The organism is Chitinophaga sp., assembly GCF_036569185.1.
Taxonomy (GTDB): domain Bacteria; phylum Bacteroidota; class Bacteroidia; order Chitinophagales; family Chitinophagaceae; genus Chitinophaga.
In genome coordinates this window covers 1-16,908 of record NZ_DATCRD010000177.1, presented here as the reverse complement: position 1 = coordinate 16,908, position 16,908 = coordinate 1, and the positions used below count along the sequence as shown (strand labels likewise).

Sequence of the window (16,908 nt, the reverse complement as noted above, 5' to 3'; positions counted from 1 at the left end):
GCGTTTCACGGGGCTAACGACAGGAACGTGCCGGTAAGCGGTTCGCGGAATATGATCAAGGCGCTGAAAGCAGCAGGCGGCACGCCCCGGTATAATGAATACCCGGATGCGGCGCATAATATCATTATGCAGCTGTATAGTACACCGGGGGTGCTCGACTGGCTCTTCTCCTGCAAACAAACGCAGTAAATAAAAAGAGGTGATATCGTAAGATGTATCACCTCTTCTCTATATCAACCAGGTTAAATTATTCTACCCAATAAGTTAACGTCACTACAATATAACCATCCGGGCCAACGTCGCTGCTGCTAAGGGTAACAGTGCTGGATACTGCTCCTTCCCAGTTGCCCGGATAAGCGCCAAAAGTGTAAGTGCCTGCCGGCAGGTTTTCAAATTTGCTTTTGGGATTTAGTTTAAGCCGTTTAGAGTTTGATACTGACTTTGTAGATGTTTTATCAGAGATTCTTATTGGTAATTGGCATTATTGTCATGAAGATATTGTATAAATACTTAAAGACATTAATGATCTATCAAGTGCAGAGGTTCTTTACAGGACTGTATTAGAGAAGAATAACTTTTTGCTGATGATGATACATATAAGCTGGCTCGTAGATGCATAAAAGCGATACTGCGATAGGTGGAGACAGTGCGATTAAATATTTGTATATATTATCTCAAGATCCTATTAAACACGTGAAGTGCATCTTGCACATCCTCCAGGGGATTAGTTTGAGCAGGGTGTACCTTTTAATCTAAAAACTAGACTGGGGAAAGGCCGGCAACACAAAAAACACTTAACAAACATGTAGTTAACTACTTCATGGAAGGTAATTATGGTTGATCTGAATTCCGAATATAATTAATTACATGAAAGTGTTATTGTTTTTTGTACCTCTAGCCTGTACCTTAGTTTTATGAAAACAGTCACCCAAATAAGTTAATCCAACAAGGATTTTTTTTATACAATGTCATGTACCTTACCTATATAAGATTGTGGACGTTCTGCATATTCGTGATTTTTTTGTGCCTATATCTCCTGTATCTTATCCCCGGATAAATCCCTTGATATTGTATGATACTATTAAAATATCTTGTTGATAGTAACTGCAGTTTTGTACCCTTATTCCAGATCCTGGTATCTATGATTTATATGTTTAAGTTCGATGTTATTGTATTTTTCGTTCGGTCAAGTTGCTGATCCGGAAATCCAACAGAGGGTACAGAATGCCAAAAGAGGTACGAACGGCTACGTGATTCAAACATCCCTAAAAATACCTAGTAATGAAAAAGCAATTTTTCAAGAAACTTCGAGTGTTATTAACACTCGCCTTGTTAACCATAACCTCTCTGGCTCTTGGGCAATCAACATTCAGAGTTAAGCAAGATACTGTCATGGTTGTTGGTGCTGAGCTCCAGGTTAAAAATGCTTCCAAAAATATACAGGGCTTTTTATATAACCAGGGCGATGGAAATACAGTATTTAAAAAGCTTTCCCTGGAAAATATAGGAGATAGTGCCATCGCTATTGCCGGACAGGATACTATACCGGTAAGGTTCTCCGGCGGTGGAGGTGTTGGTGTGCCGCCTGTTTCGCTGGCTGCTATGTCTATTGATGCCAATAGTTTGCAGCTTAAATGGTGGCAGTCAGACAGGGAGCTGTATCAGTCGCCGAAGATAGCCTTGATTGGAGACAGCCAGGGGGCGGGGAGTTATGCCAGTACACCGGCCAACTCCATTGCCGGAAAGCTGCAGGCTTATATTTATGCAGTATCTTCCAATGCACGGCTGACGAACTATTGTAAAGATGGATATAATTCCCGAAATCTGGCGCCTACAGGCAGCAATAGCTTTGTAGACTCGACGGCAAACGTTACCAAGGCAATTGCTGATGGAAATAATATTATTATCCTCATTAATACCGGTAACGACTATGCATCCCAGGCCAGTGGCGGCGAGATGTCTACAGAAGAGGCGCTCTCTAATACCTTGATGATAGATGAAGCCTGCAAAAAAGCTGGTGTACAGTTGTTGGTAATGAGCAGTATTCCCCGTACGGCTTTCGGAGCTTCACAGCGCCTTAAACTGAGACAAACTGCAGATAACCTGCGTAAAACTTTCGGAGCCAGATGCATCTATGCTTATCACCTCCTGGAAGATCCTGCTAATCCTGATGTATTAAAACCTTCATTGCAGTTCAGCGATAATATCCATTTGAATGACCAGGGGTACCAGGTAATGTTTAATGCAATGAGGAATGCACTCGCCAGCTATTTTACTTCCAATACCGATGTTGTTAAGTACATTGTACAACGGAGCGCTTATATAAACGGCTCCTATAATGATTTTAAAACTATTACATCGCCTTCTGAAAACACACTTGCTATCAGCCCTGATAGCAGCTTTTACCGAATGCGGATCTATTTCCGGGACGGGTACTTTTCCAACTGGAGTAATATAGTCAAAGCTGTAGTTGATGATAATATCCCAGGGGGGCCAGGAGGGAATGGAATAAGTGTCAATGCAGGTTTAGATCAATATTTAAATGAAAATGTTAGTACTACCAACTTTTATGGAAACGTAACAATCAACAATCCTTCTCTTTCAGTTGCCTCCTATCAATGGTCAGTTGTTTCTAATATAACTGGTGTTACATTTTCAAACGTAAACGGTATAAATACAGGAGTTACAGGAATTCCTGTTGCTGCCAGGTCTACATATCGTTTAACTGTCACTGATAATCATGGTTCAACTTACACTGATGATATTGATGTATCAGTTGCCAGACCATCGGAGATGTTTAGTTCAGGAGGTTATTTAGACAACAAGTATGATTCTAATAACCCAAATTTGAAAACATGGGTTTACCTGCCGCAAGGTTATGATTCATTAAAACCAGGAGGTTATCCTTTAATAATATTCTTGCATGGAGTTGGAGTTAATGGCGTTGAGAATAACGATGATATTAATCAATTATTACTGGAAGCTGAAGGATTACCATACTTTTTGCATAATAAGTTGTTTCCTATGCAATGTGTTGTTATTTCTCCTCAATTGCATGATGGATATTGGACTTTAGCAACCACACAAAAAGCAGTTAATTATGCTGTTAATGGATATGCAATTGATTCAAATAGAGTATATGTAACTGGTTTGTCTTCTGGCGGCGCAGGCACAACTAACGTTGCTTTAGGTAATCCAAATCTGTTAGCTGGTGGTATCGCTTCCAATACAACTTTTAATGATGTGGCACTTACAGGGAATGGAGATATAGTAAAAGATATACCATTTTTGTTTGTCCATTCTTATAACGATACAAGAGTTCCGTTCACTTCTCAATATTCAACCTTAGATGATGTTAATAGCATCAATGCTGCGAATCCAAAAGGTATATACCCTCCATTAACGTTAATAGCCTGGAATAGTGAACATGATAAGGGTACATGGAATAATTATGTTTATGATAAAAGAATTGCCCCATTTGATTTTGAAACTGACTTTTTACTTTTTCACAGCAAAAATTTAACAACTACCTGTAATAATTATGTTACAAAAGCAGAAGAAAAATTGAAGTTTTATGATTGGTCCAGAGCAAAATTAATTGTGGATAAATTGAATAATGGAACTGATAAAATGAATTTTACAAACCGATTGAATACAGTTTTGGATAGTCTGACAACTGCTAAAGATCGTAAATATTATATGTTGAATCTTGGTAGTAATTCAACTTTTAACTTATATACTATCAACAACGTTACTTCAGCGGCTAACAATACAACTGTATCAAATTTGAAAGACATTAAAAATGGTACAAGTACAAAAGGTTTTACAGTAGTTAGCAACCCTGACGGAATTACAACTGATGGACTTAATCATAATTACATGGGTATGAGTGCTGATATGTTCAAAACAGCATTCAAATACTCAAATGTTAATCCAGCGCAATGGAAGTTAACCGGACTGGACGTGAATAAATATTATGATGTAATTATATACAACTCTAATACTTCAGGAGCTTTATTTAATTCAAATAATAAAACTGGTACCAGGTCAGAATTGAACGGCAGTATCGCTCAAAGTAGATTGGAGGGTTTTAACACGATGTTTACAACTGATCATTATAATGTTAAACCGAATGCATCCGGAGAGATAGTTATGAATATGTCCGCTTTAGCTAATTTTCAATTCAATCAGAATATATCCTATTATGGTCAGACCGTTGCAATATTATTGATTGAAAAAACAACAACGGCTAATCCAAGAACCAATTTCGGCAAATTTAATTTCGCTAATACAACCGCTGCTTCTCATCCTGACTGGGCAACTTTAGCAGGCGACCCAACAACATCAATTCAAACAGCAACAGACCCTGTATCAGGTTGGGCAATCAATACTGTTAGTACTGATCCAACTCATTGGCAAAAGTATGGTGGTAATTATGGGAATGACAATGAAGCTCCTGCTAACATTTATACCGATATTTTTCCAGCGGTTGTTTCTAAAAGCGCGAGGTTAAATTATGCTTTGAATTTTAACCCAGCTACGCAAAACTATAACTATGAAGTAATTGGTATACCTGGAATGGGCCTGCCTGCCGGTACTTACAATTTGAAGATACTTTCAAGTACTACAGCTGATTTTGCACCATCAAAAATTTGGGTAAAAATGGGTAGCAGTAATGGAGTATGTGATAATACAATTGTAGGTAAGGATAATGTTAACAACTATCTTTCTTATACAGGTTATTTAAAAGATGGCGAAACTATAAAAATTGGTTGCTATATGCCGGATGTTTGGGGTTTGTGTTTTATGAATGCAGTGATCGTTGAGAAAGTAGATTAATGTGCTAATAGTACAAGAAAATTAATCCGCAGCAGGGTTGCTTCCCCCGATAGTGCCCCTGCTGCTTCCCAGATAAATAATCCCTATACCATGAAAATTTTTATATGGCAAAAGTTATAGCGGCGTGGTGTACCTGTGTGCTACTTTCCGTCACCGTTCATGCTCAAACGGCAAAAGTAAATGCCGTCGTTAAGCAATTGGAGGAAGAGGCCAAAAGAGCTGTGTTGCCTATGGGTAACCCTATGTTGCAGATGATATTGGCTGACTCACTGAACAAAAGGTCAGTCATGACGCCGGCTAAAGCATATCTCCGGCAAAATCTTCCGGCTGTTCCGGATGTAGGCGCCGGCAAATATCTGCAGGAATCCGCCCGGCAGGAATTTTTTCAGTTTATCAGTAATTCAGCCGGTAAACAGCAGCTCGCGCTGTTGCAGCAAGGCATGAGTACCATCAAAGACACTGCCCGTATCCGTCAATACATCGCGGATAAACTGCGGGGCTTCTATGCCTTACGGGATGAAACGGGCGTGAATAAGCTGTTAAATACCGGTGCGTATAGTAACAGTCTTAAAGAAGCCAGTGCCGGTGCTTTCGCAGAAAATACGCCGGGCATGCCTGTACTGGGTGCCAGCGTTACAATAGCGGATCAGCTGATGATAAAGAATATACCCGTTAACGTGGGCTATTCGAATATTTCAGGACAAAGTACCTGGAACAATCCCTTTGCGGATCAGTCGCTCGTGAAGTTTTCATTTGATAAAGACGCTTATGTAAAACGCCTCAACAGCATAGTAGAAAAGAAATATGACCTCAAAAAATACTTTCTGAAAGACATTGATGTCAAAAGCGCGGTAAAATCCTTTGCCAGCAGTCGGTTGGAAGCGCTCCGGCAAAAACTCACGGAGCTGGGAGAAAAGCAGTCTGCCGCCTTCGGTCAATTGCTCAACAGCGATCATATCATCCAGCTGGATTCGTTGCAACTACGGAATGAGTTAATGAACAATAGAGCCCTGGGCCTTACAGCGGAAGATCTTGAGCCGGCTGTTGCGGCATTGCAGGATAGTATCTTACTGGCACATCCGCTGACCGACAGCAGCCTCAATGGACTGTTGGAACACTTCCGTACAGCCAGTGCTGCCAGAAAATATATGGCGGGCGTTTTTGCGCTGAAGAAAGAAGTAGAAGAAGGCCTGCAGGCTAAATCTATTATCTCAGACGAACGGGTGGCCGGAGGTAAAATCAACAGGCTACTGGAAGAGGAGAGCAACAAAATAAGGAACATTAAAGAACTGTTGCCATTGAGCGGTCTGCAACGCCTGTTATTAAGTGCCAAACAACTCGATATCGGTAACATTGCGGCTTCCGGAAGTAAAGGTGGGGTACAGGATCTGTTTATGTCTGGTATACAAACCAGTTTTCTGAGCAATAATAAATTCCTGATGCTGGGTGCCGGAAAGCGTATCGATGGCGGAACAATAAAAGACCTTGCTTTTAATTCCTCGCTTGATCCGGGTGCTTACAGCATGCAGTTCCTGCAAATGGGCGCCGGTGATATTACGCAGCCACACAGCCATGTAGGGGTGGTGAACGCCAATACCAAAAGCGATTCCCGCCGGCAGTATACTACCCTGAATTTACCTAGAAATACTTTTGTAGGCGCTTTTTCGGAAGATATCAGCCTGGGTAGTTATGGCCGTATCGCCGCACAATTATCAAAGTCCAATAACCAGTTTAAGAATTCGGCAGTGGGTGATGACCCAATGCTGGCCAGTAAAGCCGCTGCATTATCGCTGTTCAACGATTTCTGGGAAACCTTGTCTGTGGGGCTCGACTACAACGGGCAGGTAACTGAGTGGAATATGAACCAGCGTGCCTATGTCAGCTATTCTGGCCTGGGATATAATAACCCGGCTTCTCCCGGAGCAGGAAGAGGAACGATTCGTTACGGATTAAAACTGAAAAGGAATTGGTATAAAAATAAACTGGTGCTGGGAGTAAGATCTGATTTCCAGGATATCAGTTCTTCGGCATTGACTTCCAGTAAATGGAAAAACAGGCAGTTTGCTATTGATGGCCGCTGGAAACTGAATAAGAAGATCGCCTTTGATGCGCGTTTTAACCAGTCGGCCATGAAAAGCACCGGTGAAAAAGCCGCATCCTTTCAGTATATGACCCGGCAATTATCGCTCGCTTCACAGGTGCAGGGAAAAATGGCCACACTTCCATACAACAGCAATATTATGCTGGGATACCAGCAGATCGATATTTTACCGCAATACAGCACCTTACTGAATATTAATATTAACCACAACCTGGTGATCAGCTCGCATGTCCTTTCGGTAAACCTGTTTTACAATAAAGACATTAAGGGAGAAGCGGTGTATGCCAACCTCCTGACGGTGGAAACGGGATGGACCTACCAGGTGTTGAAGAAAATAAGCTGTAGCAGCGGTATTACCTACCTGGATAATAAGGCGGTGGTGCAGCAACTGGGCTTCAGACAAACAGCGGGCGCCAGTGTGCTGTCCAGGTTAAATGTGAATATGTATGTTGACTGCCGTAAAAGCCTGTTGAATACACCACAGAACTATCTGTTTGGCAACTTCAGAAGTGAACTGGCTATTTCTTACCAATTGAATTAAGTACCTATGTTAAAGTTTTATCAGGGAGTGATTTTTTTGATGCTGTTTTGTACTGTTCAACTCCGTGCCCAGGTATCCTTTGTTTTTATCCCGGAGCTGCATGGCCGCACATTGGATGGCCTGTTGCAGGTGAAGCTGGCTAATACCGGCAGCCAGTCGCAACTGGTAAGTCTTACCGTAAAAGTATCTGCTGCCGGCGCCGGCAATATTGTCAGTATAAAAACACCTGCCTTTCAGTTAATGCCCGGCACCAATTCCTTACCGGGTGGATTGATTGCCAGATCCGCCATCCGCTTTGCAGAAAATAAGGTGGCCACTATCTGTCGCCAGTCCGGCTACTTTACGGAAGGAGATTACGAATATTGTTTTGAATTGAATGCCGGTGATCAGTCGCACCAGGGCGAAACCCTGGGCGACCAGTGCTTCGATTATTACCTCCAGCCGTTTTCTCCCTTGTTGCTATTGAGCCCGGCAGAAGAAGACAAGATCTGTAACAAGCGCCCCCCCTTTTTCTGGCAACCACTATTGCCGGCTGTTCCGGGTGTGCAATACCGGCTCGTACTCACGGAAGTGAAACCCGGACAGGCAAAGGTAGAAGCACTTAATTACAATATGCCTTTGATTAACCAGCTGGGCATTAATTCTCCCATGCTTTTCTATCCTTCTCTGGCAAAAGATCTTGTGCAGGGAAAAACTTACGTGTGGCAGGTAAGCGCCTACAAAAATGATATGCTGCTGGTAAACTCCGGGATATGGGATTTTACGGTGTTCTGCGAAGAGGAAACCGCGGCAGAAGTACCGGAAAGCTTCAGGGATATCACAGATCTGACAAAAGGTAATTTTTATGTAGCACGCGGAAAAGTGCTGTTTGCCGTAGAAAATGTGTACGACAAAGCCCCACTGAATTATAAGATCCGTTGCATCACCAAACCCGAACTGGAAATGCGTAAACTACCGGCGATCAAACTGAATCGGGGAAATAACCATGTGGTTATACCCCTGGCAGAGAACAGGTCATTCGTGGATGGCTACTATTACCTGCTGGAGTTGAAGCTGCCTAACGGTGAAGAAAAACAATTAAGATTTCTTTATAAAAGTGAAACGGAATAGCGATGAAATACTTAATAATATCCGTGATGATAGGGTGGTTAATGTCTGCCTGTCATTCAGGAAAGAAAGAAATAAAAGCTTTTTATGCCAACAATGGCCAGGCGCTGGTTCAGGAACAGGATGCAGGGGGTATCAAGGTAAGGGCCAGTTACCTGCCAGTGCAGTGGGAACGGATGCTGGGAAGGGAAAATCCGGATGCAGCAGGGGAAATGACATTTAAGTTAAACGTTGCCCTGCCAGCTTCCTCCGGGGAAGAAAACCGGAAAATGCAGGCGGTAAGCGTAGATACCCTGTTTTGGCTGGTAGCGGGCGGTGATACGCTGGCGGCACAGTTTACGCAGCGAATTCCGAATGGAAGTACCTCTTCAGCAGAATACCTGACCACGTTCAAAAGGGCCGTGCCGGCAGGAACAGCCGTATTGTATTTCGTGATGAATGATTGGATGTATACGCATCATAAATTGGTGTTTCCCTTCCAGGTAACACATATCAATAGTATAGACTCATTAAGCAGCAGGTTATGATTCCAGGAAACATAATATTCAGAAAGTCCATTGCAATTTTTTTTCTAGGCTTACTTGCCTTCCAGATATTGATACCCTGTGCTGCATGGGCACTTACCACCGGTCCTTCTCAACCGGAAAGCAAACAGTTTGCGGAAGCAGGTACCAGTGAAACGGTCGACCTGTTTACCGGTGCGTTTAAATACAATATTCCGATAATGGATATTGATGGTTATCCCATTAATTTAAATTACCAGTCCGGTGTAGGAATGGATGATGAGGCCAGCTGGGTAGGACTGGGCTGGAATCTCAATGTAGGCGCCATTAACCGGAGCCTAAGGGGTATTCCGGATGATATGAACGGAGATAAGGTGATCACGGAACATTATACGGCGCCTAAAACAACAACCGGTGGCCGGGGAACTGTTAAAGCGGAGTTCTTTGGCGGGGCGAAACTGATTGGCTTGAAAGGCTCTTTGTCGCTCGGTATCTTCAGTGATACGTATACCGGTATAGGAGCGGAATTCGGCATAAATGCCGGTATCTCTCTTACACGCGGGAGCGGTGCCTTAACACCCGGACTGGGCGTGGGCCTGATGTCCAATACCAGTAACGGTGTGGATGTATCGCCTAATATCACGCTGGCTTTATATGATAAGTCGAATGAAAATAAGACCACGAACGTAGGGCTGTCGGCCAATCTTGGTTATAATACCCGCCAGGGGCTGAAAAGCCTCACACTGAACGGCTCTTTCGGTATAACCACGAGAGATCGGGATAATCAACCGGGTTCCTCCAGTTTTGATGTAGGCGGCATCGGATTCACTTATAACACACCACCTTTTTATCCGCATATCGGGGTGCCCTATAGGTCTACCAACCGTAGCTACAGTATAGATGTAGGGCCTTCCGGCGCTGGTGCTTTTGCGGGCGTGGGACTTACCGGCTACCGGTATAAACGCGAAATACTGAACAGGATTAATACTAATCCGGCATACGGATACCTGTATGCGAACCAGGGTAAAGACGTGCCCAACGCAGTAATGGATTTCATGCGGGAGAAAGATAATGCGGTGATTCCCAACATGCCAAACATTGCGATTCCGATCGCTACGGCCGATATTTTTTCCTATTCCAGCCAGCTGGGAAGCGGGCAATTCCGCCTGCAACGCGGCGGTTCAGGCGTGGTGTTTGACCCTGCTGTCAATGACGCGAATAACACCACTACCCTTGGGGTAGATCTGGGTTTTGGATTATACTTTCATGGTGGGGTCACGTTTTATAAGCAGGATGTATCCAACAAAACCGGGAAGTGGAAAAACGATAACCTATTCAATGAAGTAGCTGATTATAAGAACACCGATAATACCCTCGAAGAGCATGCCTATTTTAAGCAGATGGATGAGAAGAATGTGGGGAACAATGACTATGAGACATTGATCAGAGGCGAAGACGTAGTGCATGTGTCTTTGGATGGACTCGGCAGCAAAAGTGAACTGAAAGACGGATATAATAATACTTATCCCATATCCACACCCAACCGGCTGACAAAGAAAACAAGACAGGTAAGACGTAATGCCATTTCCTATCTCACCGCCTCAGAAGCCTACAAGGGTGGCGTGATAAGAATGAAAGAAGATTACCGGGAGAACAAAGTAACTGGTTTTACGCCCGCGCTACCTTCCGCAGTAACAGAGTCAAGATATGGTACGCATCTTTCTGAATTTACAGTCACAGGAGACGACGGGAAAAGAATGGTATACAGCCTGCCCGTTTATAACAAGGTACAGGAGGAGTATTCATTTGCCACAGATCCGAATGCAGTGAAGGAGGAAGACAGAAACCTCGTAGGATTTTCGCTGAAACCCGATGGAGGAATTCAGCACAATTACGGCATTGATAAATATTTTCATAAGGAAACGCAGCCTGCGTATGCATCGGCTTTCCTGTTGTCTGCGATATTGTCGCCCGATTATGTAGATGTAACAGGCGACGGTATTTCAGATGATGACCTGGGTACTGCCATTAAATTTAACTATACAAAGGTAAACGGTAATTACAAGTGGCGCTCTCCGATGAAGCCGAATAGGGCGCTGTATAACAAAGCATTGAATGCTGATCAGGATGATGATAAAAGTAGCATCGTATATGGGGAGAAGGAAATATGGCTTTTAAATTCCATCGAAACAAAAAATAAGGTCATGTTTTTCCTGTTGGACAGCAGGAATGATGCATTAGGTGTTACCGGTATCACCGGAGCTATAGACAATACCGCCAATGGCAGACAGCGTTGCTTGAAGGAAGTCCGCCTGTATTCTAAGAAAGATCTTACAACACCCATAAAAACAGCGGTATTCAACTATGAATACACGCTCTGTCAGAAAGTACCCAACCAGGCTGTTGCCGGTAGTGGTAAACTTACCTTAACGGGTTTGCACTTTACCTATGGTGCTTCTACCAAAGGGAAACATTTTCCCTATACTTTCAAATATACGGGCAAGAATCCCGATTATGAATATCTCTCTACCGACAGGTGGGGTAATTATAAAGCGGCCAAATCCGGCTTGAATAATTTAAATAATGACCGCTTCCCTTATAGTACACAGGATAAGGCGATCGCTGATCAGAATGCCAGTGCCTGGAATCTGACGGATATTAGTTTGCCGACAGGCGGAGAAATTCACGTAGACTATGAATCCGGCGACTATGCTTATGTACAGGATAAACCGGCGATGCAGATGGTGGAACTGACCCAGTTGGTAGATAAAGACGGTAACCAGGCCCCCGACTTATTTGCTGCCCGCGGTTTCATGATCAATATTAAAGAAAGCCTGAAGGGAGCCTCCGCGGAAGAAAAGAAAAATGATTTTATCACGCGTTACCTGAATGGTGAAAGGGATTTTTACGTTAAGCTATTTGTGAATCTGACGGATAAACCCGACAATGGTACGGCTGAAAGTAGCTGCGATTATGTTCCCTGTTATGGAAAGGTGATAGATGTGATAGAAAAAGCCGGTGGAAATGTAGCGGTTATATTCGAAACCATGAGCGAAGGAAATGTGACCTCGAATCCCTTCATTTTTTCCGCCTGGCAGAAAATGAGATTAGAATATCCCAGGTATGCTTATCCCGGTTATAAGAACAGGATCTCCGACGATATGCCTATACAGGCCGCATTGGGCGCCCTTGTGAACTCCATCAGTAACCTCAGTGAAATTACGGGGAACTTCTATAAAAGAGCAGAGCGGAAAAGATTTGCCCGCAATGTGGATCTGAAAAAGAGTTTTGGACGTATTGCAAAAGTGGATGGAATGAAACTGGGCGGTGCGGCCCGGGTAAAGCGTGTCAGAATATCAGATATCTGGGATACGATCAGTGGTGAGCCTTTAACCGGTGCTACCTACGGTCAGGAATATACGTATACCACTACCTGGAATGGAAAAACAATCAGCAGTGGTGTGGCCAGCTATGAGCCGGCAATAGGTGGCGATGAAAATCCCCTGCGTTTACCGGTACCTTATACCGAAGATGTAAAGGGGGGCCTCAATAACTATTACTACCTGGAGAAACCCTTTGGAGAAACCTTATTCCCGTCACCGGTAGTGGGTTATAGCAAAGTGATGGTAAAAAATCTGAATGCTGAAGGCGTGGTGGAAGCCGCTCCTAAAACGGGATGGGTACAGCATGAATTCTATACCTCAAAGGATTTTCCGGTACAGGTAAGCTATGATCAAATTCCGGAGGCATATAATTATGACTCCAAAGGATGGTTTAGTTTTATTGGTTCCAATGTAGCACATGAACTGGTACTATCCCAGGGGTATGTGGTGAAACTGAACGACATGCATGGCAAGCCCAAAGCGGAAAGAGTATTTAACCAGTCGGGGGCGGAGATTGCCAACACAAGTTACTACTTCAATGCAAAACCACTGGGGGTAGGCACGCAAACGCTCGTGAATAACGTGGATGTAGTGAACGAAAAAGGAGAGATTACGCAGAACCAGGTTATAGGTAGAGAGATAGAAATGATGGTGGACATGCGGGAAGAAGAAACCAGCAACACAGGCCGGACCATCCGCGCGGGTTTTGATATGATACCCGGTTTCCCCATACCGTGGGTGATCCCACACTGGCCCATGAGTCAGAACGATGAGTACCGGTTGTTCCGTTCAGCATCGGTGTTAAAAACTGTGCAGTATTCCGGGGTACTGGACCGGGTCGTGAAAACCATTAATGGATCTACTGTTACCACTAAAAATACGTTGTACGATGCTATTACCGGCGATCCGGTAGTTACCACGACTAATAACGAGTTTGATGATCCCGTATACCAGGTAAATATGCCGGCATACTGGATGAATAGCGGCATGTCTGGCGCGTATAAAAATAACAATGCCCTTATCCGGAATTTCGAGACAGATTTTAAAGGGAAAATTAGATCTGGCTATACCAGCTTTGTGACTACAGGAGATGAATTGATTGATCTGAAGGGGCAGAATTCAATTTACTGGGTGGTAAAAACACTGACCAAGGGAGACCAGGACCCGTCCTATAAGCTTATCAACAAGGACGGGAATGTGGCGATTAATTTTAAAAGCGACGTAAAGTTGGCCCGCTCCGGATACCGGAACCAGCTAACTGCCCCCGGAGCTTCCGTGGTGTGTTTGAAAAACCCGGTGCAAAATGGAGCTTTCCGTTTTACAACAGATACAAACGATGAACTGGCTTCCCTGGGTGTGCTGGATGCCAATGTAACATTGTACGATCAGTCCTGGGGTGCCCGGCTTAAAATGGAGGGCATTCCAGATCCGTATGACTATGAGCGCCCGGACAGAGGTGTGTATATCAGAAATCCTGATGCAAACGACCGCATGTGGCCCTATTATGCACAGTACAAAGATAGCGAGGATGGGAATGACGGAACGAGCTTTTACGATCAGAATGGTGCGGAATATGGTAACAGAAAAGGTTATTTCTGGGGAGGGAATGGTAACACCGGAAGATTAACAGCCATTGGGATGTATCCCCGGTATAAGAATCCGCTAAATAATCCACTTTGGTATTCTTACAACACCAACATAACACTGGAATCAGCTGCCAGCTATTCTCTTGGTCTGGGTGGTAATGATGAGGTGTATGTATATATCGATGGTGTGGAAGTGAGAAAGCTCACGGAAGAGAAGCTAAGCAATCATAGAAAATGGCATGTTTTTGAATTAAGAAATCTGCTTCCTGGTAAACATAATTTCCGGGTCATGGGTCGTAATTCCAAGGATCAGGAAGCCGGTTTTGCTGCGGAGATCTATAATAAATCGGCTTATGAATTATATAGCACCGGTAATTATACAAATATTATCGCTTATTCATCGGAAGATCTGATACGTTATCCCGCCGATGTAGTGGAACTTCAGGGGGCGTTAGGTACGCTGATAAGTAAAGAGGATTATGTCACACCCATCATTTTTCAGATGAATCCCTTCTTGTATGGATTCCTCGGAAACTGGCGCCCAATAGAGCAGAAAGCTTTCCTGGTGAACAGGACCGGGCAACAGCTGTCTGTGCCTGATATCAGGAAGGGTGGGGCTTATCAGAACTTTACTCCTTACTGGTATTTCTCAGTGACCGATAATTTGTGGAAGCCCACTTATGTAAATAATGAAAAATGGGTCAGCACCGGTACTGCTACTCTTTTTGACGCCCAGGGAAATGGCCTGGAATCAAAAGATCCATTGGGAATTTTCAAAAGCGCACTGTTTAGTTTTAATAATACACTTACTGCTGCAGTGGCTTCCAATGCGATGCAGCGGGAAATATTTTACGATGGATTTGAGGATTATGCATATCGGGTGAAGGCTATTCCGGAAAATAGTAATCCGAAAGACAGCTTCAACATGTTCGTAATGATCCGTGACAAGGGACAGTATACAGACTGGCTGGATAACAAGATCGCTCACACCGGTAAATACAGTCTGAAGCTAAACAGCCCGCTGGTGTTATACACGCATCCGCATGAAAATGTGCATCATACCCTGCCTTACCTGGATTTTTCTGACCTGGGTGAATATATGCGTACGACCAGGCCTAATGTTTACCCGATGGGATTTGCGCCGAAGCCAGGTGCAGAGTACATTTTTTCTGCCTGGGTAAAAGATGCACAACCTGCTGGTAGTACCTCCGATCTGAAAGTGAGTATTAATGACGTTGACCGGCCCCTCACAGTAAAAGCTTCGGTAGAAGGATGGAAGCTGGTAGAGCTCAGATTTTATGCGGGTCCAACCGCATCTTCTACTGCCCTAACCCTGTCTGCAGGCAGTGCTACAAGGATAGACGACATACGTATTTTACCTGTTGCCGGCAATATTAAAACCTATGCATATGATCCTCAAAACCAGCGACTCATGGCGCAATTGGATGAAAATAACCTGGCCACACTGTATGAGTATGATGATGAAGGTACCCTGATCAGGTTGAAGAAGGAAACAGACCGGGGAATCATGACGATTAAAGAAAACCGCTCTTCCTACAGGGCGAAAAATTAACCGCCTTAATATTGAAAGATGAAGAAGTATCATATAAGTGGAAAGTTTATCATTTTATTCGTGTCGGCAGTAATGGTGGTTGGACTGGCCATAGGCGGCCGGCCTTTGCTGAGCAGCTGGTGGTCTCCCGCGAAAGAACAGGCAGCAGTAGCGGAAGAAGCAACCCATTTTCAACGGGAGGATGCTGCATTGCTCGGACAGATCATTGCTATTTACAGGCGTGTCGATACGTTGTCTGTGATTGATATGGGAGGTAGTATCCGGATCAGTGATCCGGCGGAGCCGACAGAAAATGTGAATGCTACATTTAATTATTGCAGGAGAAATGCAGAAATGTATTATCAGCTGGGCGATAATGAAATGATCCAGCTGAAAGACGTGTGTATTTCGGCTAACCGGGGAATTGAGAAACTATTTGTTTCACCTCCCAAAGAGGTAGTGGCGGCTCCCCAGTTACCAGTGGATAGTATCATTGCACTCTGGGAGAGCGATAGCTATGCTATCAATACCACGCACACCGATAATTTAACAACCGTGCAACTGCTTTGTGAACGCCATGTTACCTGTAAGGAGTTGAAAATTACCTATGACCGTAGTGCCGGGAAATTGAATAGCATTTATATGCGTTTAACCAACCTGGAAGATCCGCTGAACAGAAAGATGGACAGGGAGATCACCACGGTTTTCAATAAATGGAATGAGGTGATTACAGATGGCCGCCGGCTTAGTTTGTCTACCTACCTGCAGAAGGAAGGAGCAGGCTGGAAACCTGCTGCGGCTTATAGTCATTTCAAATTGATATCAACGCTTTAAGTGTTAACCTATTCACCATTAATGCCCTTTACCTATGGGTTATAGAAAATTAAATATTCTCTGTTGCAGTGTATGCTGTGTACTGTTGCTGCTGCTGGGAACGATGCATGTTGCCAGCGCGCAGGTAGAGTCCTACCAGAAACGGCTGCAGGGAAAGATAAAAAAAGGAGATACCCTTGTTATTAAGGATGAAAAATTCCGGAATGATGCCTTTGACTGGAAATCGATCAATAACAAGCTCGTAAATAACATCGTTACTTTCGGTTTGTACCGGGATTCTACCTACCGGATCGATAAGCCTTTCAAGTGCGAACTCGATCTGAAAATAGAATACTGGAGTCAGCCCGACCAGGACGACCCGATCACCATTGAGCATGCGCGGTTGAATATTGATTATGATACCGCCTGGCTGGCGCCCTACCAGGGAGAGAATATTTATTCTTTTTCCAATGCCTATAAGGT

General features: G+C 43.9%; 8 protein-coding genes. All 8 read left to right on the top strand.

Annotated elements, in window-relative coordinates; translation table 11 throughout:
• Window positions 1–189, top strand: a 189-nt coding sequence (locus VIM72_RS13430) for a prolyl oligopeptidase family serine peptidase (protein WP_332003341.1), incomplete at its 5' end; no start/stop codon positions are given.
• A 1,092-nt stretch (window positions 190–1,281) separates the two neighbouring features.
• Complete coding sequence (locus tag VIM72_RS13425; protein WP_332003340.1) at window positions 1,282–4,839, top strand: PKD domain-containing protein; 3,558 nt, start codon at window positions 1,282–1,284, stop codon at window positions 4,837–4,839.
• 104 nt (window positions 4,840–4,943) lie between these two features.
• Window positions 4,944–7,481, top strand: a complete 2,538-nt coding sequence (locus tag VIM72_RS13420; RefSeq protein ID WP_332003339.1) for a hypothetical protein — start codon at window positions 4,944–4,946, stop codon at window positions 7,479–7,481.
• 6 nt (window positions 7,482–7,487) lie between these two features.
• On the top strand, window positions 7,488–8,591 hold the full coding sequence (locus VIM72_RS13415; protein WP_332003338.1) for a hypothetical protein: 1,104 nt from the start codon (window positions 7,488–7,490) through the stop codon (window positions 8,589–8,591).
• A gap of 26 nt (window positions 8,592–8,617) precedes the next feature.
• Window positions 8,618–9,115, top strand: coding sequence for a hypothetical protein (locus VIM72_RS13410; RefSeq protein ID WP_332003337.1), 498 nt, complete (start codon window positions 8,618–8,620; stop codon window positions 9,113–9,115).
• A 68-nt stretch (window positions 9,116–9,183) separates the two neighbouring features.
• Complete coding sequence (locus VIM72_RS13405; RefSeq protein WP_332003336.1) at window positions 9,184–15,633, top strand: hypothetical protein; 6,450 nt, start codon at window positions 9,184–9,186, stop codon at window positions 15,631–15,633.
• Between the two features lie 18 nt (window positions 15,634–15,651).
• Window positions 15,652–16,446 (top strand): hypothetical protein, encoded by a 795-nt coding sequence (locus tag VIM72_RS13400; protein WP_332003335.1) that lies wholly within the window; start codon window positions 15,652–15,654, stop codon window positions 16,444–16,446.
• A gap of 34 nt (window positions 16,447–16,480) precedes the next feature.
• Window positions 16,481–16,908: hypothetical protein (locus VIM72_RS13395; RefSeq protein ID WP_332003334.1), on the top strand; the 428-nt coding region annotated here is incomplete at its 3' end.

Coding starts and splice junctions, on each gene's coding strand:
- VIM72_RS13425 (WP_332003340.1), top strand. CDS start 1,282: ATGAAAAAGCAATTTTTCAAGAAACTTCGAGTGTTATTAACACTCGCC.
- VIM72_RS13420 (WP_332003339.1), top strand. CDS start 4,944: ATGGCAAAAGTTATAGCGGCGTGGTGTACCTGTGTGCTACTTTCCGTC.
- VIM72_RS13415 (WP_332003338.1), top strand. CDS start 7,488: ATGTTAAAGTTTTATCAGGGAGTGATTTTTTTGATGCTGTTTTGTACT.
- VIM72_RS13410 (WP_332003337.1), top strand. CDS start 8,618: ATGATAGGGTGGTTAATGTCTGCCTGTCATTCAGGAAAGAAAGAAATA.
- VIM72_RS13400 (WP_332003335.1), top strand. CDS start 15,652: ATGAAGAAGTATCATATAAGTGGAAAGTTTATCATTTTATTCGTGTCG.